The organism is Prochlorococcus sp. MIT 0801 (assembly GCF_000757865.1).
Taxonomy (GTDB): domain Bacteria; phylum Cyanobacteriota; class Cyanobacteriia; order PCC-6307; family Cyanobiaceae; genus Prochlorococcus_B.
The window spans coordinates 1617746-1639167 of record NZ_CP007754.1 but is presented as its reverse complement, the minus strand read 5'-3'; the positions used below and the strand labels follow the sequence as shown (position 1 = coordinate 1639167).

Here is a 21422-nt window from a genome sequence, read left to right as displayed (position 1 = left end):
ATTTAAGAGGCGGAAGACCTTCTTCTTTTTCGTCTTGGATCCTCACTAACTTCTTTTGACTCGGTTGAAGTTGATTCATCCTTTTCGCTTAATGAATTATAATTAATATTTATTAATTCATTCGTTTCTTGACCTATATCTACATTGATATTTTCTTCTTGAATACTCTCTTTTTCGTCAGAATTTGTTGATTTTTGTTCAATATTATTTTTGTTTTTGAGACGAATAATATCCTTATTATTATTTTGATGGTTGCCAATCGGATTATTAACGATTTTTTGTTGATTATCCTCAGGTATTTGATTTTTTTCTTCTCTTGATTCCTCTTCCCCGGGCCTGATTATATTAACCTTATAGTTTTCAGATAATGGAGGTTTCTCTAAGAGTAAAATAGGATCTAACCCCATTAGGCTGTATAGATTCTCTTCGTTCTGATTCATCTTTACATTTATTATTGTTGTTTCTTTTCTTTTATTATTCTCTTTAGGAATATCTTCTGTGATTGTATCCATAGAGATAGGTTTTGAGTTGTCTGTAGATAATTTATGTTCTTCATTGATTAAGTTTGTTTCTATATCTATTACTTTATTTAGTCGCTTTTTTTTGACATTATTTTCTTCTAAAGCTTGTATATCTTCGCCCGAGATTAAAGTTGAATTGATTACGCCAATTTCAGATGGGCTGCTTGGATTTATGTCCTGAATAGTAATGTTTGGAATATAACTTTGCCCTTGAGAATTAGGAGAAGTCTTTCCAAATAATTCATATATATTTTGACCTTGTCGTTTTCTAGTTAGCTCAACTAGTCCAAGTTCTGTAAGTGAAGCTATTTGTGGCCGAGCCGAGTCTCCATTAATAGCAGATGTGAAATGTTCTAATAATTGAAGTTGATCTCTTTTTGTATCCATATCAATAAAATCAATAATAATAACCCCGCCAATATTCCTTAATTTTAATTGTCTTGCTATCTCAATAGCTGCTTCACAATTAGTCCATAATACTGTCTCCCTGGAATTTGCAGATCGTGTAAATGAGCCTGAGTTGACATCAATTACTGTCAAAGCCTCTGTTGGCTCTATTATTATATATCCACCAGAAGGTAGATCTACTCTGGGTTTTAGTGCATTATTAATTGAAGATATGACTTTATATTTTTCCAATATATTTTCCGAATCGCTATGTAATTCTATTGTTAATTCTTTGCTATCCTTGCCAAGGAAGCTTTCGACTCGACCAATTGCTTCAGTATTATCTACAACAATCTGAGTAATATTTTGACCTGTATGATCTCTAAGGATTCTATGAATAAAATCTTCATCTCTATTTAAAAGAATTGGCGGAGTGCAACTCTCTGATGCTTGTTGAATAAGCTCCCATTGTTTAAGAAGATTTTCAAGATCATCAATTAAAAATTCCTCAGAAATATCTTCTGCTTCTGTCCTTATTAAAAGTCCAGTACTTGGAGGTTTAACTAGTACTCCCAATGCTCTAAGTCGATTTCTTTCACTTTCAGTGCTTATTCTTCTCGAAATATTTACACCTTGTCCATAAGGTTGAAGTACTAAATATCTACCAGGAAGAGCTATGTTCCCAGTTAATCTAGGTCCTTTTGACCCAGTGGGCTCTTTCATTACCTGAACCAAAACCTTTTGCCTCGGTTCGAGCAATTCTGTTATTCCTGCAGTTGCTTTTTTTAATCTAAGCGGACCTAAATCATTTACATGAATAAATCCATTTTTTTCACTTTCACCAATATTGACAAAAGCAGCGTCTATCCCTGGAAGAACATTTTCAACGGTTCCTAAGAAAATATCTCCGATTTGGTAGCTACCTTGAGCCACGATTAATTCATCTATTCTCTCATCAGTGAGCAGAGCGGCAATTCGCAAATGCTCAGCAATGACAATTTGCTGGGGCATATACAATGTTGAGCTTTTTAAGCTATGAAAAAATTGATTAGCAGAAAAACTGCAAATAGAACTTTTGGAAATTTTTAACGTCTAACAAACTTAAAGAGATTTTTGAATACTGTTCGGAATGGGAATTAAATATGATCCGGTTGAAATCGCTGGGGTTGCCAACGTTTAATCTAGGTGTCCCTTTAAGAAAAAATGACGTTAATTAAGAACATAGGGGCTTAAACCCTTTTCTTAGTTCTCAATCCATATTAACACAGAATCACTTTTGGTTAATTGTTTTGAGTTTGAGGTCCTATCAAAGAATCAGTTCTTAATTATGGAATCAGCAATGTTTGCAGATTTAACGGTGTTTAAGGGATTATCCTTAAAAAAAACTTGAAGATTTTTTAAGTGGTACAAGTTAATGCTGATTACCTGAAATTAAAAGCAGGCTATCTTTTTCCAGAAATTTCTCGGAGAATTAAAGAATTTAGTTCTAAGAATCCCAATGCTGATTTGATACGCCTTGGAATCGGTGATGTTACTGAACCTCTACCTTTGGCTTGTCGTGAAGCAATGAAAGCGGCTATTGAGGAAATGGGAACAGAAGATGGCTTTAGAGGCTATGGTCCAGAGCAGGGGTATCAATGGCTTCGCGAGATCATCTCTGAGAATGATTATATATCTCGTGGTTGTGAGATTTCAGCGGAAGAAATCTTTGTTTCAGATGGCTCTAAATGCGATAGTAGTAATATTTTAGATATTCTTGGCAAGGAAAATAAAATAGCCGTAACTGATCCTGTTTATCCTGTATACGTTGACACTAATGTGATGACCGGTAGGACTGGAGGAGTCAATTCACTAGGAGAATATGAAGGTTTAAGTTACATCCCAATTAATTCAGAGAATGGATTTGAGGCATCCATTCCAAAAGAAAAATTTGATTTGATTTATCTTTGTTTTCCTAATAATCCCACTGGTGCAGTAGCAACTAGAGAACAGTTGGTTTCTTGGGTGAAATATGCAAAAGAAAATAATTCTTTGATTCTTTTTGATGCTGCATACGAGGCTTTCATTAAAGATGAATCGATTCCTCATTCGATTTTTGAAATTGAGGGATCTAGAGATTGTGCAATTGAGTTTCGTTCTTTTTCAAAAAATGCAGGCTTCACAGGAACAAGATGTGCCTTTACAGTTATTCCCAAGTCTTTAAAAGGTCAAGCAGGTATAGAAACAGTTGATTTGTGGTCCTTATGGAATAGGCGACAAAGCACTAAATTTAACGGTGTAAGCTATGTTGTCCAGAGAGGGGCTGAAGCTGTTTACTCAAAAGAGGGAAAAAAACAAATCAGAAAATTAGTAAGTTTTTATATGGATAATGCCGAAATAATTAAAGCAAATTTGACTTCTGCAGGATTTGAAGTTTTTGGGGCCATAAATGCCCCTTATGCATGGATAAAAACACCGAAAAATATGAGCTCATGGGATTTCTTCGATTTCTTACTTGAAAAAGCAAATGTTGTTGGCACACCTGGGAGTGGATTTGGGGCCGCGGGAGAGGGCTATTTTAGATTGTCTGCCTTCAATACCAGAGAAAATGTCGAAAAAGCCATGCAAAGGATCGTAAAACTTAAATGAGTAATCTCATGGTAAGTTCCTTGTTGAAAAGTGCTATTCATCTTGGCAGTTTAATTATGGTTGATTCTGCAAATCAAACCGATGGAGATACTGCTGTTATCGATCGGGAAGTTCAGCGAGTTAGAAAAATATCTCCTAAATATAAGGTTTTACTTCATAATGATCCAGTTAATACTATGGATTATGTAGTTGAGACATTAAGACAGGTAGTTCCACAATTAAGTGAACAGGATGCTTTGAATATTATGTTGGAAACGCATAATAATGGTGTTGGACTTGTTATTACTTGTGACTTAGAACCTGCTGAATTTTACTCTGAATCTTTAAAGGCAAAAGGCTTGACAAGTACAATAGAATTAGAAAGCTGAAATTATCAATTAAAAGCTTTTGGAATAGATGGTTGCATCAAGAGATGCAATGGATACCAACGTTTACTCTGTTTTTATTTTTATATCCAGCCGGATGGATTTGTAGTCGTTTTTTTTATCTTTTTGATCGAGATATTAGTTCCAACAATTTAAGTATTATAGGTACCGTAATATCATTCATATTGTTTCTAGCTGTTCTACCAAGTTGGGGACGTATTAGATGGAAAACTAATAATTTATGGCTATCAATTGGTTTGGATACTAATAATAAATTTACAGCATTAAAAAAATTTTTTAGTGGATTTATATTTTCAGTATTTCTAATATTTATTTTAGTTGTATTTTGTTTTATATGCGGCTGGATTGATAGATTTGACTATATAAAATTTACTGAATTTTTAAACGCAATATTATTGATAGTTGGCATTGTTTTTGCTGAAGAGATAGTTTTTCGAGGTTGGTTAATGGAGGAAATGACCCTTTTGTTTGGTTGGAGAAAAGGAGTTATTTTGCAATCTGCAATTTTTAGTCTTGCCCATTACAGATCTGATATTGGTTTACTAGCCTTAATTCCTTTCTTGAGTGGCTTATTTCTTTTTGGAATAGTTTTAACTTTAAGACGAACGATGGATAGAGGATTGTTATGGGGGTGTATAGGTTTGCATGGTGGATTGGTTGGTCTTTGGTATCTATTTGATTCAGGAATGGTTGTTTTTTCCATTGAGACTCCATATTTTTTATTGGGACCAAGCAGGAATATGGTGAATCCAATTGGGAGCGTTATTGGAATAACAATTTTATTAACTATTTTGTTGTTTCAACGAAGGCTTTTCGCAAGAACGGGACGATTTTTAACCTCCACAGTTAATGCATCGTTTAAAGATGATATTCCATAATCTCTCTCTAATAAATTCATAACTGTTCTACCAAAATCACTTGGATTTGTATCAAAAGCCTCCAAGCAAATCCTTCCAAATTCCTTGCCCATAGGCTCTGGATTCCAAAGGAGTTTCCTCGCAGTCCAAGGCATTAAACTCATAGGGTTATACCCAGGTTTTAATAAACCTTTTTTCAGGCCATACTCTTCTAGTAACGTATGAGGTTGAAGTCCAATAAAAAATATAGAAGGCTCAACAATATCAGCCCCAAAAATTTTCTCTAATTCTCTATGGTAAGCAACTGTTTGTCTTATTGTTTCTGGACGTTCGTCTATAACATTGAATGAATAATTAACCGAGACCTGAGCTTTAAAACCTGCTTTTGCTAGAAGTTCGCAATTTTTCAGTACTGTTTTTAAGTTGTACCCCATTCTCATTTTTCTGACAAGTTCTTGGGATCCAGAAGTAATGCCAATTTCGAAATAACTCATACCTGTTCTAACCATTAATTCAGCTAATTCTTCATCTAAATTGTCAGCTCTTATGTAAGCGGCCCAATGAATATCATGTAATCCCTCATCATAGATAGCTTGAAGAATGTCTTTAGCATTTTGAATGTGTCCTCTTGATGGTATGAATTGAGCATCTGTAAACCAAAAGCCACGAACTCCAAGGTTGTATAGTTGTTTGATTTCTTTAATTACCTCACTGACTGGATTTATTCTTACTTTTTTACCTTCAATAACAGTGTAAATACAATAACAACAGTTGTGAGGGCAACCTCTTTTAGTTTGAACTCCAATATAAAAATCTCCTCCATCTAAATACCATTTAAATTCAGGCCAGATAGATTGAATATAGGCATAATTACATGCGGTTTTGATTAAAATATTTGGTTTCTCATGAATTAGTTTTTCTCTAGGAGACTCACCAACTACAAAACATCTTTCATCAATAATTGAGTCATTTCTGATTAATTTTTCTATTAATAATTCTCCTTCCCCTAGTGATATAATAGTACCTTTAGGGAGTGACTTTTTTAATTGATTATAAAAAACACTAACTGCACCACCACCAATAATGACATTAGCATTTGGATTGTATTTCTTTGCATATTTTAACCCCTTTTTTACTAATCTTTGGTTTCTCCATATTTCTCCATAATGACTTTTTAATAGTTGAAAACCACCTAAAGCACCTCGAATTTTTTTGAGGGGATTGCGTGCATAAAAAACTTCAAAAGAATTTTGTAGGGGATTCCCTCCTCTTCCATCTACAGGGGCATAAATTTGTATATCTCTCCAGGAAAAAACTAACAGCGTAGGTTGGAAATTTTTAATACTATTTATTAGTATTCTTTCTACATCTAAAATGGGTAATGAAGCTAAATCTAGAATTAATTGTTGAATCTTTGGAAAACATTTATGAACATGATCAGCTAAATAAATTGGTCCAATTGGAAAAATAGGGTTACAAGGCAGTCTGATGTACAAGATCTTAACCTCTGATTTAGATCCATTCAGTTTTAGTTCAGAAGTCAAATTTGCTTTCATCAGGACATCTATTGACAACAAAAATAATCATTTAGAGATAAACACTAACAATATGTTGACCTTTTTGATTGAAAATTAGACTAATAGTTAAAAGGAAAAAAAATCAATTCTATTCCAAATCTTTTCAAAACTTAGTTGCAGAGGCCTTTTTCATGTTTTTTGAAAGGAGGAATCTAATAATTCAATTAAAAGTCAAAGTTTTTCGAGAGGCTTTTTAAATTGAGATTGACCAATTCGTTTAAAAAAACAAAAAATAGATCAGACTGACAATATAGATTTAATGCTTGGATCATGAATCCTCCGATGACTTTGATCATATACATTTTAAGTGGAACTGCTTTCGGAGGTTTGATGCTGTTAAGCGGCATTCCTGCAGCGCCTCTCCTGGGCTCGATTTTGGCAGCAGGATGCTTAAGCATAAGTGGTCAATTAGAACCTGCACAATGGCCTATGGGTACAAAAACTTTACTTGGTATTGGTGTAGGGACTGTTATTGGTACTGGTATCAATAGAGATACTCTTACAGAGTTACAAGCTCTTTGGAAGCCAGCTATATTGATTACTATCACTTTGATTTTAACTGGTCTAGCTGTCGGATTTTTAGTAGTTCGCATATTTGGACTTGATCCTTTAATAGCCTTGCTAGGATCTGCTCCTGGAGGAACTCTTGGCATGAGCCTAGTTGGTGCAGAACTTGGAGTAGGAGCTGCAGTAGCAGCAATTCATGCATTTAGATTAATAGCGGTTTTATTAATCACTCCAGCTGTTGTTAAGTATTTAGCTCCTATCGTTAATGCAAATTAAAAATAAATTAGTCAATTTAAAAAGAATTACTCGATAAACTTATTAAATTTATAAGATTTTCCAAACTGAGTTTTGGGGTATTGTTGGTCCTTTGTATTTATCAATTGGTTCTGTAGTCATTATGCGCCACTCAGGAACACGACACTTTACGTATGCTGGGTTTTGAATAAGAACACCTGGATTCTCATCTTTTTTGCAAGTAAAACCACCCTTCCAGCACCCCCCTTCTTTGAGTGAACCTTTAAACCAAACCCAACAGTTTTCTCTTTCCATTTGATCAGGTTAATAAGATTCTTGAAATTTGAGTTTTGAACTCATTCTATTTTTATCTTCTTCTGCTTCTGCGCCTTTGTTGCAGTTTACGTTTATATTTTTCGACAGGTGTTTCATGATGACGCAGGCGCTTTAACTCTCCAAAGATGCCGGCTTTGGAAACTTGACGTTTAAAACGGCGAAGTGCTGATTCAATGCCTTCGTTTTCTCCAACAGTAACTTGAGTCAAAAAAATAAAAAAATGGTATGTATATTTTACAGGACGATAAAGCATATTTTTGTTTTAGCCTTTTTGGGGGTAAAAAGATCTAGTATATTTTTTGAATTTTCCAAATAGCTTTCTTCAAGTTTTGCTTATTAGCCAAATCATTGAGGTTTTTCCCTTTTCGGACCATTCACTATTACTTCATAGGTCCGTTATCCAATGACTATTTACATAGGGAATCTCTCGTTTGATGCAGAAGTTGAAGATATTGTTGGTGTGTTTAGCAGCTATGGTGAAGTCACTAATTGTAAGCTGCCATTAGAAAGGGAGACTGGGAGAAAAAGAGGTTTCGCTTTTGTTGATATGGGCGACGATGCTCAAGAACAAAAAGCAATCGATGATCTTCAAGATGTGGAATGGATGGGCAGAGCTATTAGGGTTACAAAAGCTAGACCCAAAAATAATTAATTATTTTTGGAAAGTTTTTAGGCACCATCTAAATTCTGCCCCCCCTCTTGATTAATGGTTGTTGAGAATTTTAATTAATTTTAGATTTCAGTCTATTAGAGATTAAACCATTTCCTCATATTGATGCTGTAATGATTAGAAGTTAAGAGCGATGCTTTTTTAATGCTTTACTCAACAATCCCTTTCTCTACAATCACATTTGGTGGATTTAATCCTTTAGCTGCAATTGCTGGTTTAGTGATCTTTTTTCAGATCTCTCAAATTTATTATTATGGATTGCCTGAGAATGAACCATCAGTTGAGCTTTCTGAAACAGGATCTTATAAGTACCTTCAAAAACAATTTATTGGTGTTCAGCTAGTTACTGCTCTTATTGCTGCTTCAGTAATGCTTGCAGGACCTGATAAGATATTTTTTCCTTTTAAATATTTTTAAGCTCCAAACAATTAAAATTGACTTTATTTAAAAAAGCAGCTCATTGAGCTGCTTTTTTAATGTATTAAAAAATAAACTTCAAATAAAAACTGATTTTTAAAATAATTCAAGATAGTAAATATTCTTTTTGGACTATTTCGTTTTGGAATCATCACTTTGTTCAACATGGACATCAATCCATAAATTAGATGTTTTAAATAGTATATATAGCTTATTCATTATGGAATCAAATCAGAATAATACTGATAATTCAGAAGAAATAGTTGATAGACAACAAAAGGTTATTTCAATTGAAAACCTTAATTACTTGTATCCCAATGGACATCGTATGACTCATCAAATGAGATGGTTCAAAGGTAGTCGTGATAGGTGTTTAAGTTCTGATATCGTGGCATAAATAAAATAATAGGATTGACTTATGTATCTACGAAAAAATACAAATGAGAAAAACTAAAAAAAATCATCAAACTACTCCTGATCCTTATGAAGATATGATTAGATTAAAGAAACTCGATCCTTATGAAGGTTTAATTAAATCAAACAATTTTTTAAAAGAAAATAATAAATAAATTTAATAAAATTAGTTTTTCTTTTTAACTTTAATATTGAAATTAGCTTTTATATTTATCCATTAAAAAACCTCCTATTTTATTAGGAGGCTTTTTATTAGGATTTAGCTTTAAAAGTTTAGAAGCTAAATACAGTTTCAACAACAACACCAGAGTCATCATCACCAGTATTGTCTTCTACAGTGAAGAAACCAGGAGTGATTGTGACGCTGTCGTTCACTGCATAAGTGTAAGAGACTTCAAAGCCTGTTACATCCTTATCGCTACCACCGTCAACATCAGTTTCATTGTAAGCAGCACTTAGTGTTCCAGGACCAACTTCATAGTCGATACCGATGAATAGATCGGTTTCGTCTTTAGCTGTTCCTTCTGGATCTTTTGTGTCGTAAGCAATGCTGATAGTTGCTGGGATTGACTCAGGGGTGTAGTAGATACCACCACCAAATGTGTCATATCCAGTAGTTCCAGCTTCGCCGTCGTTAGAAGCGATCACTAGACCACCGCCAAATCCGTCGCCGTTATAGCCAAGAGTGAATGTTGAAACATCATCACCATTGTCAGCACCGATTCCAACAGTTGAATCGTTACCACCAACAGAAACGAAACTTACAGAAGCAACAACACCGTTGTCATTAGAGTAAGCAACACCAAGTCCAGGACCAGTTTCGCTACCAGCTAGAGAATAAGGCATGCTGCCTAGTCTGAAAGCATCTGAGTAAGCAGAAGTTGTTGCCGCAACAACATCATCTTGGTCAACCAAAGGACCAGCAGTTACTGAAAGATCGCCAACTGGGAATGCATAGTAGAGAGAGTGCAATGTAATAGCACCGGTGCCACTAGTTGCGCTGTCCATGCTTGCCAAAGGTCCACTAGCATTTCCGGTTTCCATGCCCATATAAAGCATGTCTTCGCCAGTGAAACTGGAAGTTACGTCCAGGCCATATGCGTATTGCATATAAAGCTCTTCTTCCTTGTCAGTTGTTCCGCCGTCGGCAACAGAACCAACAGTGAAATAAGCACCACCAGAAAGAGTTGTAGTTGATGAAAATGCAGTATCTGCATTAGCCGCTATTGGAGCCATAAGGCCCAATGCAGCAGGAGCTACCAGCAAACGCTGAAAAAGTTTCATTGTGTCCTCACACAAATTAAAAACACTTTATATTTATCTTAAGTAACTAAATTGGGCGTATTGCTTGTAACATAGTTAGGAATTATTTTGTATTTTTGAATACGTTATGGAATTATTCTAAGTTATTGTTTTGATTGAATATTTTTTGATTAAGGATAGTCTTGATTTGTTTTGAACTATCTCACTGGAACTTGTGCTCCCATGACTGTAATAACTATTCATTGTCTATAGATCTAGCTTCTGCTCCTAATGCAGATACAACACATCCTGATATCAAGGGAGAAATATTGGATAATTTATTAAGGAGAATTCTTTCTTCTAGCGTAACTAATTGATTGCTTTCTATTCGATTTAGTATATTTTTTATTCTTGTTCTTGTTTCTGAGGAGATCATGAATTTTTACATTTTTTATAACTAATTGCTCTTAATGGGGGCGTTCGCGTTGGACATATTAAGAAAAAGTTTATATTTTCACCTATATGTTTTGTATAAAAAATTACAAATACTTTTTTATTTATTTGTTTTAATTTCAACAAATAATTGTGGGTTATGGTCGATTTTTCTTACAGAAACATTGCTTCTAGCATGGTTATACTTAAGTGCATTGGACCGGATAGATTTTTTCTAGAACGAGCTATTTTCCCTCAAGAAGTATTCTCATCTATGGCACCAGAAGGTTCTCAGTTGGAAATTTGGGGCATAGAGTCATATGGACCAAATTTAGAACAACGCCTTCGAATAACGGCTTCTAACAATGAAGATTCGCTAGTGGCTTAAGATCTTTTGAAATTTCATATTAATTAAAGCAATAGATATCTTTGCGCAAGTGGTAGTGATTCAGCTGGTTCACAAGTCAAAAGCTCTCCATTTGCAAAAACTTCATATGTTTGGGGGTCTACTTCGATTTTGGGTCTTGCATCATTTAGTTTCATTGATTGTTTAGATATTTTTCTTGTGTCTTTAACGGGAGCATAGGAGCGTTCCAATTTGAGTCGTTCAGGGACACCAGCGTCTATTGCGCTCTCGCTTAAGAAAGTCAGGCATGTAGGATTTATCGCCTTTCCAAAGGAAGAAAACATTGGACGACCATGGACTGGTTGTGGAGTCGGAATGGAGGCATTTGCATCTCCCATCTGAGCCCATGCGATACATCCTCCTTTAACTACTAAGTCAGGTTTAATTCCAAAAAAGCCAGGCTTCCAAAGTACTAAGTCTGCTAGTTTTCCAACTTCTACCGAGCCAACATGACCACTGATTCCATGAGCTATCGCTGGATTAATAGTTACCTTTGAGATATATCTTTTCAGGCGATGATTATCATTTCTTTGATTATCCTCTGGTAAAGCTCCTCTTTGAACTTTCATTTTATGAGCAGTTTGAAAAGTCCGGCTAATCACCTCCCCGACTCTACCCATAGCCTGGGAGTCACTAGCAATAATAGAAAAGGCTCCTAAATCGTGGAGTATGTCTTCAGCGGCAATAGTTTCCCGACGTATTCTTGACTCAGCAAAAGCAACATCCTCTGGAATTTTGGGATCCAAATGATGACAAACCATCAACATGTCTAAATGTTCTTCAAGAGTATTTAGAGTGAAAGGCCTAGTTGGATTTGTACTACTGGGAATCACATTTGATTCTCCACAAATTTTGATAATGTCGGGAGCGTGACCCCCTCCAGCTCCTTCGGTATGGAATGTATGAATTGTTCTCCCTTTTATTGCCTGAATTGTATCTTCAACAAAACCAGCTTCGTTTAGGGTATCTGTATGAATACAAACTTGAACGTCTAGTTGATCTGCAACACTTAAGCAGGAATCAATACAGGCCGGTGTCGTTCCCCAGTCTTCATGAAGTTTTAACCCACAAGCACCTGCTCTTATTTGTTCATCTAGTGCTGCTTTGTTAGTTGCATTGCCTTTCCCAAAGAATCCCAGATTAACAGGAAATCCCTCTGCAGATTGCAGCATTCTTGAGATGTGAAATTCTCCTGGTGTACATGTTGTTGCATTAGTACCAGTTGCTGGACCTGTCCCTCCTCCGAGCATTGTCGTGACCCCACTAGCTAAAGCAGTTTCTATTTGTTGTGGACAGATAAAATGAATATGACTATCAATTGCTCCAGCAGTAATAATGTTTCCTTCTCCTGCGATTGCTTCTGTACTGGCTCCAACAATAATGTTGACACCTGCTTGAGTATCAGGATTACCAGCTTTCCCTATACCTGAAATCTTCCCGTCTTTAATGCCAATATCAGCTTTAACAATTCCCCACCAATCTAAAATTAGTGCATTGGTGATAACTGTATCTACTACTCCATTGTCTCTACTTTGTTGTGATTGTCCCATCCCATCACGAATAACCTTGCCTCCACCAAATTTAACTTCGTCTCCATAGTGAGTATGATCCTGTTCAACTTCGAGTATTAAGTCTGTATCTGCAAGTCTAATGCGATCGCCTTTAGTAGGACCATAAGTCTCTGCATAGGCTTGGCGAGAAATTTTGAAAGGCATTTTATTGTTGAAGTGAATCGTTTATAAGTCCGTTAAACCCAAAAATTTTACGGTCTCCTGCATAAGGAACAAGATTAACTTCTCTTTGGTCACCTGGCTCAAATCTGATAGCAGTACCAGCTGGGATGTCTAATCTTTTGCCGAGAGCTTCTTGACGATTAAATTCTAGACCTTTATTTGACTCAAAGAAATGATAATGAGAGCCAATTTGTATTGGTCTATCTGAAGTGTTCGCCACTTTTAGAGTTGTGATTTCTCTTCCTTTGTTGAGTTCAATAAAACCATCTTCGGGAATGAGTTCTCCAGGGATTAAATAAGACATGATTGTAGTTAGCTAATTGGATTGTGAAGTGTTACCAGCTTCGTTCCATCGGGAAAAACAGCTTCTATTTGAACTTCATGGATGAGTTCGGGCACACCCTCCATGACTTGTTCTTTTGTTAGCCATGTAGTTCCCTCGTTCATTAAGGTTGAGACACTCTTGCCATCTCTAGCACCCTCTAGTACTTGAAAACTAAGCCAAGCAACAGCCTCAGGATGATTTAATTTCAAACCTCTATTTAATCTTCGCTCTGCTAAAAGAGCTGCGGTAACTACAAGTAATTTGTCTTTTTCTTGAGGACTTAAGTACATTTTTGAATAGTTAGAATTTTATTTTACTAGCAAAGAAATGCTGAAAAGTTCATGATGGACATTTTGTATCTGTTGATGGATTTTCTTGCATTGGCCAAATCCTCATGTATTCAGGCAAGCTTAATTTTCTTAAAATTCTAGTAAGACTCCAAATCCTATAAAACCAAAATCGAGCTGATTGTGTTGACATGCCTGTGTATCTTGCTGATATGCCATTTTCAAGAAGGCTGCAAGTCATAAAACCCTCAAGTCCAGCTCTTTGTTGTCGGCAGTTGACTAATAAATCAGACAAATCCTTTTGCTTGATTTCTTTAGGTGTTATCCAAGTTAAAGATCCAAATACTGGTCTCTGCTCTAAGCCATGAATTGACTTTAGAGCTTCTCCAGATAGTTCTAATCGATCACTAAATTCATAATGTTTCCTTTGAGAATTCTTCCTGAAGACTTTCAAAGATGATCTCCACACTCCATTACCAAGTTCTTCTCCTGCAGCAGTCCTTCCCAAGCGAACCAAATCAACACACAAAAAGCTTGATGAAGGATCAAGATTAACAGTCATATTTTGTTCGAAAAGACCTCCCTGATAGACAATTAACTCTTGAGGGATCCACTCAAAGTCAGAATTTTTTTCAATTTGAAAAAAACATTTTTGATTTGCCCATCTCCCTTGTGGATTTAGTTTTGACCTGCCTCTACTTCCATAAACTTTCTGAGCTGCTACCGAAGAACATATAGCACTGCTATCTTCTTCAGCGTTTATATTTATTGTGAGTTGATCACCTCCAACGATTCCACCAGCACTATGGAGAATTGGTATTTCACATCTCCCATCTTTTTTATCATTGAATACTCTCATTAATTTTAATGGAGCAGTGCATTTTGCTTGATGAATTGTTTTAACAATATCTTTGTTATTTGATTTTGGCCTCTTGTACAGCCTTAGATCACAAGTTCCATGCCATTGAGATGTCATTGAAAAGCTTTATGGTTTTTGTTCAGTTGGTTTTGAGAAAATAATAAATGTCTGATCTGGTAGACATAATCTATAAAATTGAAATCTATAAAGAATTGAAGCTTGTCTCACGAATTAATCTATCTTACCAAGAGAATTAGTGCTCAAGTGATAGGACATGGCCTTTTACTTCCCTTGTCTGCAAAAGAGAGGACTCAGCTTCGTGGTAAGCGATCAACTGTTGATGGAACTGATGTGATTTTAAATTTGCCTAGAGGAGGAGGTCGGTTGATTCCTGGAGAGGTATTGAAAAGTGAGAATTCACAAGTCTTTGTAATCATAGAGGCCGCTGATGAAGATGTAATAAGAATTAGCTCAGAAAATAGATTGAAATTGTTAAAAGCTGCTTATCATTTAGGTAATAGACATGTTGAAATTGAGTTATATGAGAAAGAGTTATATTTACTTAATGATGTGATTATGAAAAAGATGTTAGAAGGCCAAGGCTTTGAAATAGAAAATTTCCAAAGAGCTTTTTCTCCCGAGTTAGGTGCTTATGAGTAGGAGGTTTGATTAATTCCGTTTATGAAACTTGAGCTTTTACAATTAATGAGCCCATCATTACCAGTTGGCGCTTTTAGTTACTCCGAAGGATTGGAGTGGCTTGTTCAAAACAATAAAGTATATGATGAGACAACACTGTTCAATTGGATTGAAAATGAACTTTCTCGAGGTCAGATAACAATTGAGGCAAGCTCAATTGCTCACATAATGAGAGATTTAGTTAATTGGAAAGATCATAAAGATGTTCAATTTAAGTATGTTATTGAAGAGTGGAATTCTTGGTTGAGTTCACTTAGAGATTCTCCAGAGGTTAGATCTCAACAAATACAAATGGGCGAATCTCTATTGCAGCTTCTCATTGATCTAGAGCATCCTCTTCCTGATTATGAAAAGAAATTTATATGGCCGATAGCTTGGGCTTGGGCTGGAGTATGCTGGGATATATCTCAAATTGATTTGGTGGAGGGTTTTTTATATAGTTGGGTAGCTAATCAATTAAGTGCGGCATTAAGACTATTGTCATTAGGGCCAACAAAAGCTCAACAGCTTCAAAAAAAATCCTTATTACTTATTAAGTCTCAATCAAGTTACTTGTTGCAACAGAATCCGAAAGAAATTTGGATTAGCGATGTTGGCGCCATTATGGCGCAACAATCGCATATAGAACTTTATTCAAGATTATTTAGAAGCTAATGGAAAGTAAATTGAGAGTCGGAATAGCTGGACCAGTAGGGTCTGGGAAAACGGCTATTATTCAGAGACTATGTGAAAACCTAAAAGATAAATTAGAAATTGCAGTAGTCACAAACGATATTTATACGCAAGAAGATGCAAAATTTTTAACTAATTCAAAGGCGTTAGAACCCGAACGTATTAAGGGAGTTGAAACGGGAGGATGCCCACATACAGCGATAAGGGAAGATTGTTCTATAAATCGCATTGCGGTTGAAGAGCTAGAGCATAAATTTACAACTTTAGATTTAGTATTTGTTGAGAGTGGTGGAGATAATCTTGCTGCAAGTTTTAGCCCTGAGTTGGTTGATATATGTATCTATATAATTGATGTCGCAGCCGGGGATAAGATACCCAGGAAAGGTGGACCAGGAATAACACGTTCAGATTTATTAGTAATCAATAAGATTGATCTTGCTGAAATGGTTGGAGCAAGCTTGAAAATAATGGAGAGAGATACTCTATTGATGAGAAAAAATCTTCCTTGGTGCTTTACTAATACCAAAACAGGGGATGGCATAAAAGTAATCGAAGAATTTTTGTGTAATCTGATACCTTCTAAAGGTTAGAAGGTATCAGATTACACAAAAACCTATCTTCGTTTACTGAAATAGCTAGAACTGTCTCATTGGTTACAAAAATAGGGGTGTTCAGTTGGATACTTTCCCTAAACCCCAAGGTGGGCAAACAACTAAATTTAGTTCGTATTTCATGAAGCTTTCAAAGCGCATTTTCGCAGGTTTGGCTACTGCCTCATTAGCAGTAACTGTGACTGCTTGTGGTGGATCAGATTCCTCAGGCAACTTTGATGACACCGTAACTGTTGGAATTCTCCATTCTCTTTCAGGGACAATGGCAATCTCTGAGTCAACTCTTGTTGATACAGAGAAAATGGCTATTGAGGAAATCAATGCAGCTGGCGGTGTAACAGTCGATGGTAAAAGCTATAAAATTGAATACATCGTCGAAGATGGAGCCTCAGATTGGCCTACCTTTGCTGAGAAATCTAAGAAGTTAATCGACCAAGATGGAGTACCAGTTGTCTTTGGTGGCTGGACATCTGCAAGTCGTAAGGCAATGCTTCCAGTTTATGAATCTAAAGATGCATTCCTTTATTACCCAATTCAATATGAAGCACAAGAGTGCTCCAATAATATTTTCTATACAGGAGCAACTCCTAATCAGCAGTCTGAGCCAGCTACGGATTTCATGTATAAGCGCTCACCAGCTGCTGGAGGGGATTTCTTCTTAGTTGGGTCTGATTATGTTTTCCCGAGAACTTCTAATACGATTACTAAAGCTCAAGTTAAACAACTTGGCGGTAAAGTTGTTGGAGAAGACTATCTTCCTTTAGGTAATACAGAAGTTGCTCCTATTATCTCAAAGATAAAAGTTGCTCTTCCTGATGGTGGAATCATCGTTAACACTTTGAATGGTGACCAAAACGTTGCTTTCTTCAAACAAATCCAGGATGCAGGAATCACTCCTTCTAATGGCTATTACGTAATGAACTACTCCATTGCGGAAGAAGAGATTAGTACGATTGGACCTGAGTTCCTTGAGGGGCATTATGGTGCTTGGAACTACATGATGTCTATTGATACTCCAGCCTCAAAGAAATTTGCTAAGAGCTTTAAGAAGAGATGGGGTAGCGACCGTGTTGTAGCTGATCCTCAAGAATCTGCTTACAATATGGTTTACCTTTGGAAGCAGGCAGTTGAAGATGCAGGTACATTTGATGACAATGCTGTTAGAGAAGCATTGGTTGGCCAGACATTCGATGCTCCACAAGGACCAGTAGAAGTTATGCCAAATCATCATCTATCTCAAACAGTGAGAATCGGTGAAATCAACTCTGAAGGTGGATTTACAATCCTTGAAGAAACTGGAGTAGTTGAGCCACAAGCATGGAACCAAAAACATCCAAGTTCAAAAGGTTATGCTTGTGATTGGACTGATCCTAAGAAAGGTGAAAAATATAGGATGTAATTCAATTTTTGACTTATAAATAGATTCTAATAAGGAGCCTTCGGGCTCCTTATTTCTTTAAAAAAACAACCAAGCTAGTGCAACTTTTTCTTGAAAGCCTCTTTAATGGCGTTGCTATTGGCTCAGTTTTGCTTGTCGCAGCACTGGGACTAGCAATTGTCTTCGGTTTAATGGGTGTCATCAATCTTGCTCATGGCGAATTGATGATGCTTGGTGCTTATTCAACATACATAACTCAATTAATTTTTAAACAAGTTTCTTTTTTAAAACCTTTTTATGATTCGTATGTCATAGTAGCTATTTTTATTGCTTTTTTAGTTAGTGGAACAGTTGGGATTCTTTTAGAACGAACAGTTATTAGACGTCTCTATGGAAGTCCTCTTGAAACACTTTTAGCTACATGGGGAGTTAGCCTAATACTTCAACAATTTGTTAGAAGTGTTCCTCTGGCTTATGGAAGTGGTTTGGTTGTAGCACTTTTCTTTGGATTGTTTTCGCCATTATTTATTTCTGATGACTTACTTTCTGGCGCAAAAGGTAAATTAATAAGGGCATGTACCTGGGGCTTTTCTGCCTTGCTAGGTGTCACAACAGGAGGTATTTTATCTTCTTTAGTAAGTAAACTCAGTCGCGCAAGTGCAAGAAATGTTGATGTTACTGCCCCTTCTTGGATGAGAGGTGGAATAGATTTTGTTGGAATTACTTTTCCTAAAACACGTTTATTAATAATCCTTATCACCGTAATATCTGTTTTAGTAGTGATTTTCTTTCTTGATAAAACAGCGTGGGGAATGAGAATTAGAGCAGTAACTCAAAATAGACCTATGAGTGATTGTTTAGGTATATCAACAGAAACAGTAGATATTATTACTTTTGGAATTGGCTCTGGTCTTGCTGGTGTCGCTGGTGTTGCCGTTTCACTTCTTGGTTCAGTAGGCCCAAATGTTGGCGGAAATTATATTGTTGGATGTTTTATGGTTGTCGTTCTTGGTGGAGTAGGTAATTTGCTAGGCACAATTCTTGCTTCTTTCTCTATAGGAATTATGACTGATTTAATTGGAGCAGGGAGACTCCTTACCATTTGGCCAGATATGCCTTCACCTCTGGCATCAACAATAGATTTTTTTGCGACAACAAGTATGGCTAGAGTGATGATATTTGCACTAATAGTCATATTCTTGCAATTCCGACCAACTGGGATGTTCCCTCAAAAAGGAAGAATGGTGGAGTCTTAACTTATGAGTATTTTTTCTACAAAAAAAAGTTGGATTCACTTAACTATTTGGGTGATAATCATTGCATTAATTATTGCTGCTCCTACATTACTTCCTGTTTTTAGATTAAATCTCTTAGGTAGATATCTATCTCTTGCAATAGTGGCTCTAGGAGTTGATTTGATTTGGGGATTTACAGGAATGTTGAGCTTAGGCCAAGGAATTTTCTTTGCTCTTGGTGGATATTGCGCTGCAATGTTCCTCCAATTGAATAGTTCAGGACAATTTCCAAATGGTATCCCCGAGTTTTTTGGTTTATATGGAGTCGAAAAACTTCCATTTTTCTGGGAACCTTTTAAAAGTTCAATTTTTACTCTTATTTCCATTTGGTTGCTTCCAGCAATAATTGCTGGTCTTCTAGGTTATTTAGTTTTTAGAAATAGAATTAAAGGTGTTTATTTTTCAATCCTTACACAAGCGGCTCTTTTGGTTTTTTTCAATTTCTTTAATGGTCAACAGAAATTGATAAATGGAACAAATGGTTTAAAAACAGACGTAACTCAACTTTTTGGACAAATGGTAGGTTCTGAAATAATGCAAAGATGGTTCTTTTGGATATCAGCTATTTTAGTAATATTTGCATGGGTTTTTGCGAGGTGGATTGTTCGAGATAGATTTGGAAATATCCTTATCGGAATTAGAGATGATGAAGCTCGAGTTCGTTTCACTGGATATAATCCAGTAATTTTTAAAACAATAATTTTCTCAATAGCAGGAGGCTTAGCTGGAATTTCAGGGGCTTTGTACACAGTTCAATCTGGAATAGTTTCTCCTCAATTTATGACTGTCCCGTTCTCTATCGAAATGGTCGTTTGGGTTGCGGTTGGGGGTAGAGGAACTTTGCTAGGCGCAATTCTTGGAGCTGTTTTTATCAATTATGCAAAAAGTTTAGTGAGTGAAGCATTACCAGCAAGCTGGATGTTTATTCAAGGTGGATTATTTATTCTTGTTGTAACAGCTCTTCCAGAAGGGGTACTTGGATGGATCCGAAAAGGAGGTCTAAAGAAATTACTCTTTTTAATTGGAATTACTAAAAAACTGGAGACATATCCAAGTCTTGAAGTTAATGAACAAGGTGAGGTGAAATCATGAGTTCTCCATTGCTAGAGCTAAAAAAAATCTCAGTTAGCTTTGAAGGATTTCTTGCACTTAGAGATCTTGATCTGGTTTTGAATAAAGGCGATCTTAGAGCAGTTATTGGTCCCAATGGCGCTGGTAAAACTACATTTTTAGATGTAATTACTGGCAAAGTATTACCGACAAAAGGTGATGTGATTTTTAAAGAAAAATCGTTGCTTGGTCAAAAGGAGTTTCGTATAGCGCGTAAAGGGATCGGAAGAAAATTTCAAAGTCCTAGGATATTTGAAAATCTATCTGTTCGAGAAAATCTAGCTCTATCAGTTAGCAGGCCTAAAACTCCTTTTTCATTATTGATTGATAATTTAAAGGTTAAGCAATTAGATCAAATGCAACATTTGATGAGCATTGTGAACCTTCAATCAAAAGCCAATATCAGGGCAGGAGCTCTCTCTCATGGTCAAAAACAATGGCTTGAGATCGCTATGCTAGTTGGACAAGACCCTGACCTGTTACTAGTTGATGAACCTGTGGCTGGCTTGACTGATGAAGAAACAGATTTAACTGCTGATCTTCTTAAATCTCTAGCGGGTGATCATACTGTTTTAGTTATTGATCATGATATGGAATTTATTCGTAGACTTGATTGCCCTGTGAGTGTTTTACACCAAGGACATGTATTGAAGGAAGGCTCTATGAGCGAAATACAAAAAGATCCTTTGGTGATAGAGGTTTATCTAGGACAATCTGAGGAGGAAGAATAATGACTATGCTACAGATAAAAGGCTTGAATACATATTATGGCGAGAGTCATATCCTTCGAGATGTTGATATGAATATCAATCAAGGTGAGATGATTTGTCTTATAGGTCGAAATGGAGTAGGTAAAACAACTTTGCTTAAATCCTTAATAGGTTTATTAACTCCACGGCGTGGAGAGATTATTTTTAATGGAGATTTAGTAAATAGAAAGCTACCTCATCAAAGAGCTCGTTCAGGAATTGGATATGTTCCTCAAGGACGAGAAATAATACCTTATTTAACTGTCGAGGAAAATCTTCAACTTGGACTGGAAGCTTTGCCTGGAGGTTTAGCAAAACATAAAAAGATTGATGAACTTGTATATGAACTATTCCCTGTCTTAAAACAATTTCTAGATCGTAAAGGGGGTGACTTAAGCGGTGGACAACAGCAACAACTTGCCATTGCGCGAGCACTACTGGGAAAACCAAAGTTGCTTTTACTTGATGAACCAACTGAAGGAATACAACCGAATATCGTTCAAGATATTGAGTCAGCAGTCAAAAGGATTATTAGTGAGACTGGTGTTGGAGTTTTATTAGTAGAGCAACATCTGCATTTTGTGAGGCAAGCTGATCGTTATTATGCAATGCAACGTGGAGGAATAGTGGCAAATGGCCCAACTAGTGAATTAAGTAAAGCGGTGGTAGAGAAATTCCTTAGTGTTTAAG

General features: G+C 36.1%; 27 protein-coding genes. 17 read left to right on the top strand and 10 right to left on the bottom strand.

Going from position 1 to position 21422, the window contains the following annotated elements; translation table 11 throughout:
- Positions 1 to 2 precede the first annotated feature (2 nt).
- The gene (locus tag EW15_RS08880; RefSeq protein WP_038654250.1) at positions 3 to 1919 is read right to left on the bottom strand and encodes an Rne/Rng family ribonuclease; all 1917 of its coding nucleotides are present in this window, start codon (positions 1917 to 1919) and stop codon (positions 3 to 5) included.
- Between the two features lie 390 nt (positions 1920 to 2309).
- Between EW15_RS08880 and EW15_RS08875 the strand changes: the two genes are divergently transcribed.
- From EW15_RS08875 to EW15_RS08865, 3 genes are read left to right on the top strand one after another with little or no spacing between them, the layout of a single operon-like run.
- Complete coding sequence (locus EW15_RS08875; RefSeq protein ID WP_038654248.1) at positions 2310 to 3536, top strand: LL-diaminopimelate aminotransferase; 1227 nt, start codon at positions 2310 to 2312, stop codon at positions 3534 to 3536.
- A 56-nt stretch (positions 3537 to 3592) separates the two neighbouring features.
- Positions 3593 to 3904, top strand: coding sequence for an ATP-dependent Clp protease adapter ClpS (clpS, locus tag EW15_RS08870; protein WP_156095791.1), 312 nt, complete (start codon positions 3593 to 3595; stop codon positions 3902 to 3904).
- Between the two features lie 44 nt (positions 3905 to 3948).
- Positions 3949 to 4800, top strand: a complete 852-nt coding sequence (locus EW15_RS08865) for a CPBP family intramembrane glutamic endopeptidase (RefSeq protein WP_038654244.1) — start codon at positions 3949 to 3951, stop codon at positions 4798 to 4800.
- On the opposite strand, the gene EW15_RS08860 is transcribed toward EW15_RS08865, so the two are convergent.
- On the bottom strand, positions 4722 to 6335 hold the full coding sequence (locus tag EW15_RS08860; protein WP_038654242.1) for a photosystem II high light acclimation radical SAM protein: 1614 nt from the start codon (positions 6333 to 6335) through the stop codon (positions 4722 to 4724). The genes EW15_RS08865 and EW15_RS08860 overlap by 79 nt on opposite strands.
- Before the next feature lie 291 nt (positions 6336 to 6626).
- On the opposite strand from EW15_RS08860, the gene EW15_RS08855 reads away from it, so the two are divergent.
- Entirely contained in the window at positions 6627 to 7139 is a 513-nt protein-coding gene (locus tag EW15_RS08855; RefSeq protein ID WP_038654240.1) for an AbrB family transcriptional regulator, read from the top strand.
- A gap of 48 nt (positions 7140 to 7187) precedes the next feature.
- Here the strand turns inward: EW15_RS08855 and EW15_RS08850 are convergent, their stop codons facing one another.
- Together EW15_RS08850 and rpsU are read right to left on the bottom strand one after the other, a co-directional pair.
- Positions 7188 to 7412, bottom strand: coding sequence for a hypothetical protein (locus tag EW15_RS08850; protein WP_038654238.1), 225 nt, complete (start codon positions 7410 to 7412; stop codon positions 7188 to 7190).
- 52 nt (positions 7413 to 7464) lie between these two features.
- Positions 7465 to 7641, bottom strand: a complete 177-nt coding sequence (gene rpsU, locus EW15_RS08845; RefSeq protein WP_011295405.1) for a 30S ribosomal protein S21 — start codon at positions 7639 to 7641, stop codon at positions 7465 to 7467.
- A 195-nt stretch (positions 7642 to 7836) separates the two neighbouring features.
- Here rpsU and EW15_RS08840 point away from each other — a divergent pair, with 195 nt between their 5' ends.
- The 4 genes from EW15_RS08840 (at position 7837) to EW15_RS11645 (ending at position 9089) form a co-directional block, all read left to right on the top strand.
- A complete protein-coding gene (locus tag EW15_RS08840; protein ID WP_011295404.1) occupies positions 7837 to 8085 on the top strand; it encodes an RNA-binding protein in 249 nt (82 codons plus the stop codon).
- Positions 8086 to 8247: 162 nt separating this feature from the next.
- Positions 8248 to 8520 carry a hypothetical protein gene (locus tag EW15_RS08835; protein WP_038654236.1) on the top strand — a complete coding sequence of 91 codons (273 nt, stop codon included), beginning with the start codon at positions 8248 to 8250 and terminating at the stop codon, positions 8518 to 8520.
- A 220-nt stretch (positions 8521 to 8740) separates the two neighbouring features.
- Positions 8741 to 8917, top strand: coding sequence for a hypothetical protein (locus EW15_RS08830; RefSeq protein WP_156095780.1), 177 nt, complete (start codon positions 8741 to 8743; stop codon positions 8915 to 8917).
- 43 nt (positions 8918 to 8960) lie between these two features.
- Positions 8961 to 9089, top strand: coding sequence for a hypothetical protein (locus EW15_RS11645; protein ID WP_255327224.1), 129 nt, complete (start codon positions 8961 to 8963; stop codon positions 9087 to 9089).
- A 118-nt stretch (positions 9090 to 9207) separates the two neighbouring features.
- On the opposite strand, the gene EW15_RS08825 is transcribed toward EW15_RS11645, so the two are convergent.
- On the bottom strand, positions 9208 to 10233 hold the full coding sequence (locus tag EW15_RS08825; protein WP_225866561.1) for a porin: 1026 nt from the start codon (positions 10231 to 10233) through the stop codon (positions 9208 to 9210).
- Positions 10234 to 10432: 199 nt separating this feature from the next.
- On the bottom strand, positions 10433 to 10612 hold the full coding sequence (locus EW15_RS08820) for a hypothetical protein (protein WP_038654230.1): 180 nt from the start codon (positions 10610 to 10612) through the stop codon (positions 10433 to 10435).
- 156 nt (positions 10613 to 10768) lie between these two features.
- Between EW15_RS08820 and EW15_RS08815 the strand changes: the two genes are divergently transcribed.
- Positions 10769 to 10996 carry a DUF1830 domain-containing protein gene (locus EW15_RS08815; protein WP_038654228.1) on the top strand — a complete coding sequence of 76 codons (228 nt, stop codon included), beginning with the start codon at positions 10769 to 10771 and terminating at the stop codon, positions 10994 to 10996.
- 23 nt (positions 10997 to 11019) lie between these two features.
- Here the strand turns inward: EW15_RS08815 and ureC are convergent, their stop codons facing one another.
- Genes ureC through EW15_RS08795 form a run of 4 tightly spaced genes read right to left on the bottom strand, consistent with a single transcriptional unit; the run spans position 11020 to position 14335 of the window.
- On the bottom strand, positions 11020 to 12729 hold the full coding sequence (gene ureC, locus EW15_RS08810) for an urease subunit alpha (RefSeq protein ID WP_038654226.1): 1710 nt from the start codon (positions 12727 to 12729) through the stop codon (positions 11020 to 11022).
- 1 nt (position 12730) lies between these two features.
- On the bottom strand, positions 12731 to 13051 hold the full coding sequence (locus EW15_RS08805) for an urease subunit beta (protein ID WP_038654224.1): 321 nt from the start codon (positions 13049 to 13051) through the stop codon (positions 12731 to 12733).
- Between the two features lie 8 nt (positions 13052 to 13059).
- Entirely contained in the window at positions 13060 to 13362 is a 303-nt protein-coding gene (locus EW15_RS08800) for an urease subunit gamma (protein ID WP_011295398.1), read from the bottom strand.
- A gap of 49 nt (positions 13363 to 13411) precedes the next feature.
- Positions 13412 to 14335: an urease accessory protein UreD gene (locus tag EW15_RS08795; RefSeq protein WP_038654222.1), complete on the bottom strand. Its 924-nt coding sequence runs from the start codon at positions 14333 to 14335 to the stop codon at positions 13412 to 13414.
- Between the two features lie 102 nt (positions 14336 to 14437).
- Here EW15_RS08795 and ureE point away from each other — a divergent pair, with 102 nt between their 5' ends.
- The 8 genes from ureE to urtE all read left to right on the top strand — a co-directional run bounded on the left by ureE (position 14438) and on the right by urtE (position 21421).
- The gene (gene ureE, locus EW15_RS08790) at positions 14438 to 14878 is read left to right on the top strand and encodes an urease accessory protein UreE (protein WP_038654221.1); all 441 of its coding nucleotides are present in this window, start codon (positions 14438 to 14440) and stop codon (positions 14876 to 14878) included.
- Between the two features lie 21 nt (positions 14879 to 14899).
- Entirely contained in the window at positions 14900 to 15571 is a 672-nt protein-coding gene (locus tag EW15_RS08785) for an urease accessory protein UreF (RefSeq protein ID WP_038654219.1), read from the top strand.
- A complete protein-coding gene (gene ureG / locus EW15_RS08780) occupies positions 15571 to 16179 on the top strand; it encodes an urease accessory protein UreG (protein ID WP_038654218.1) in 609 nt (202 codons plus the stop codon). The genes EW15_RS08785 and ureG overlap by 1 nt, the downstream gene beginning before the upstream one ends.
- Before the next feature lie 142 nt (positions 16180 to 16321).
- On the top strand, positions 16322 to 17599 hold the full coding sequence (gene urtA / locus EW15_RS08775) for an urea ABC transporter substrate-binding protein (RefSeq protein WP_038654216.1): 1278 nt from the start codon (positions 16322 to 16324) through the stop codon (positions 17597 to 17599).
- Positions 17600 to 17676: 77 nt separating this feature from the next.
- Complete coding sequence (urtB, locus tag EW15_RS08770) at positions 17677 to 18834, top strand: urea ABC transporter permease subunit UrtB (protein ID WP_038654213.1); 1158 nt, start codon at positions 17677 to 17679, stop codon at positions 18832 to 18834.
- Between the two features lie 3 nt (positions 18835 to 18837).
- Entirely contained in the window at positions 18838 to 19965 is a 1128-nt protein-coding gene (gene urtC / locus EW15_RS08765) for an urea ABC transporter permease subunit UrtC (RefSeq protein ID WP_038654211.1), read from the top strand.
- Positions 19962 to 20714: an urea ABC transporter ATP-binding protein UrtD gene (gene urtD / locus EW15_RS08760; RefSeq protein ID WP_038654209.1), complete on the top strand. Its 753-nt coding sequence runs from the start codon at positions 19962 to 19964 to the stop codon at positions 20712 to 20714. Before urtC ends, urtD begins: the two co-directional genes overlap by 4 nt.
- A complete protein-coding gene (urtE, locus tag EW15_RS08755) occupies positions 20714 to 21421 on the top strand; it encodes an urea ABC transporter ATP-binding subunit UrtE (protein ID WP_038654207.1) in 708 nt (235 codons plus the stop codon). The genes urtD and urtE overlap by 1 nt, the downstream gene beginning before the upstream one ends.
- Position 21422 lies beyond the last annotated feature (1 nt).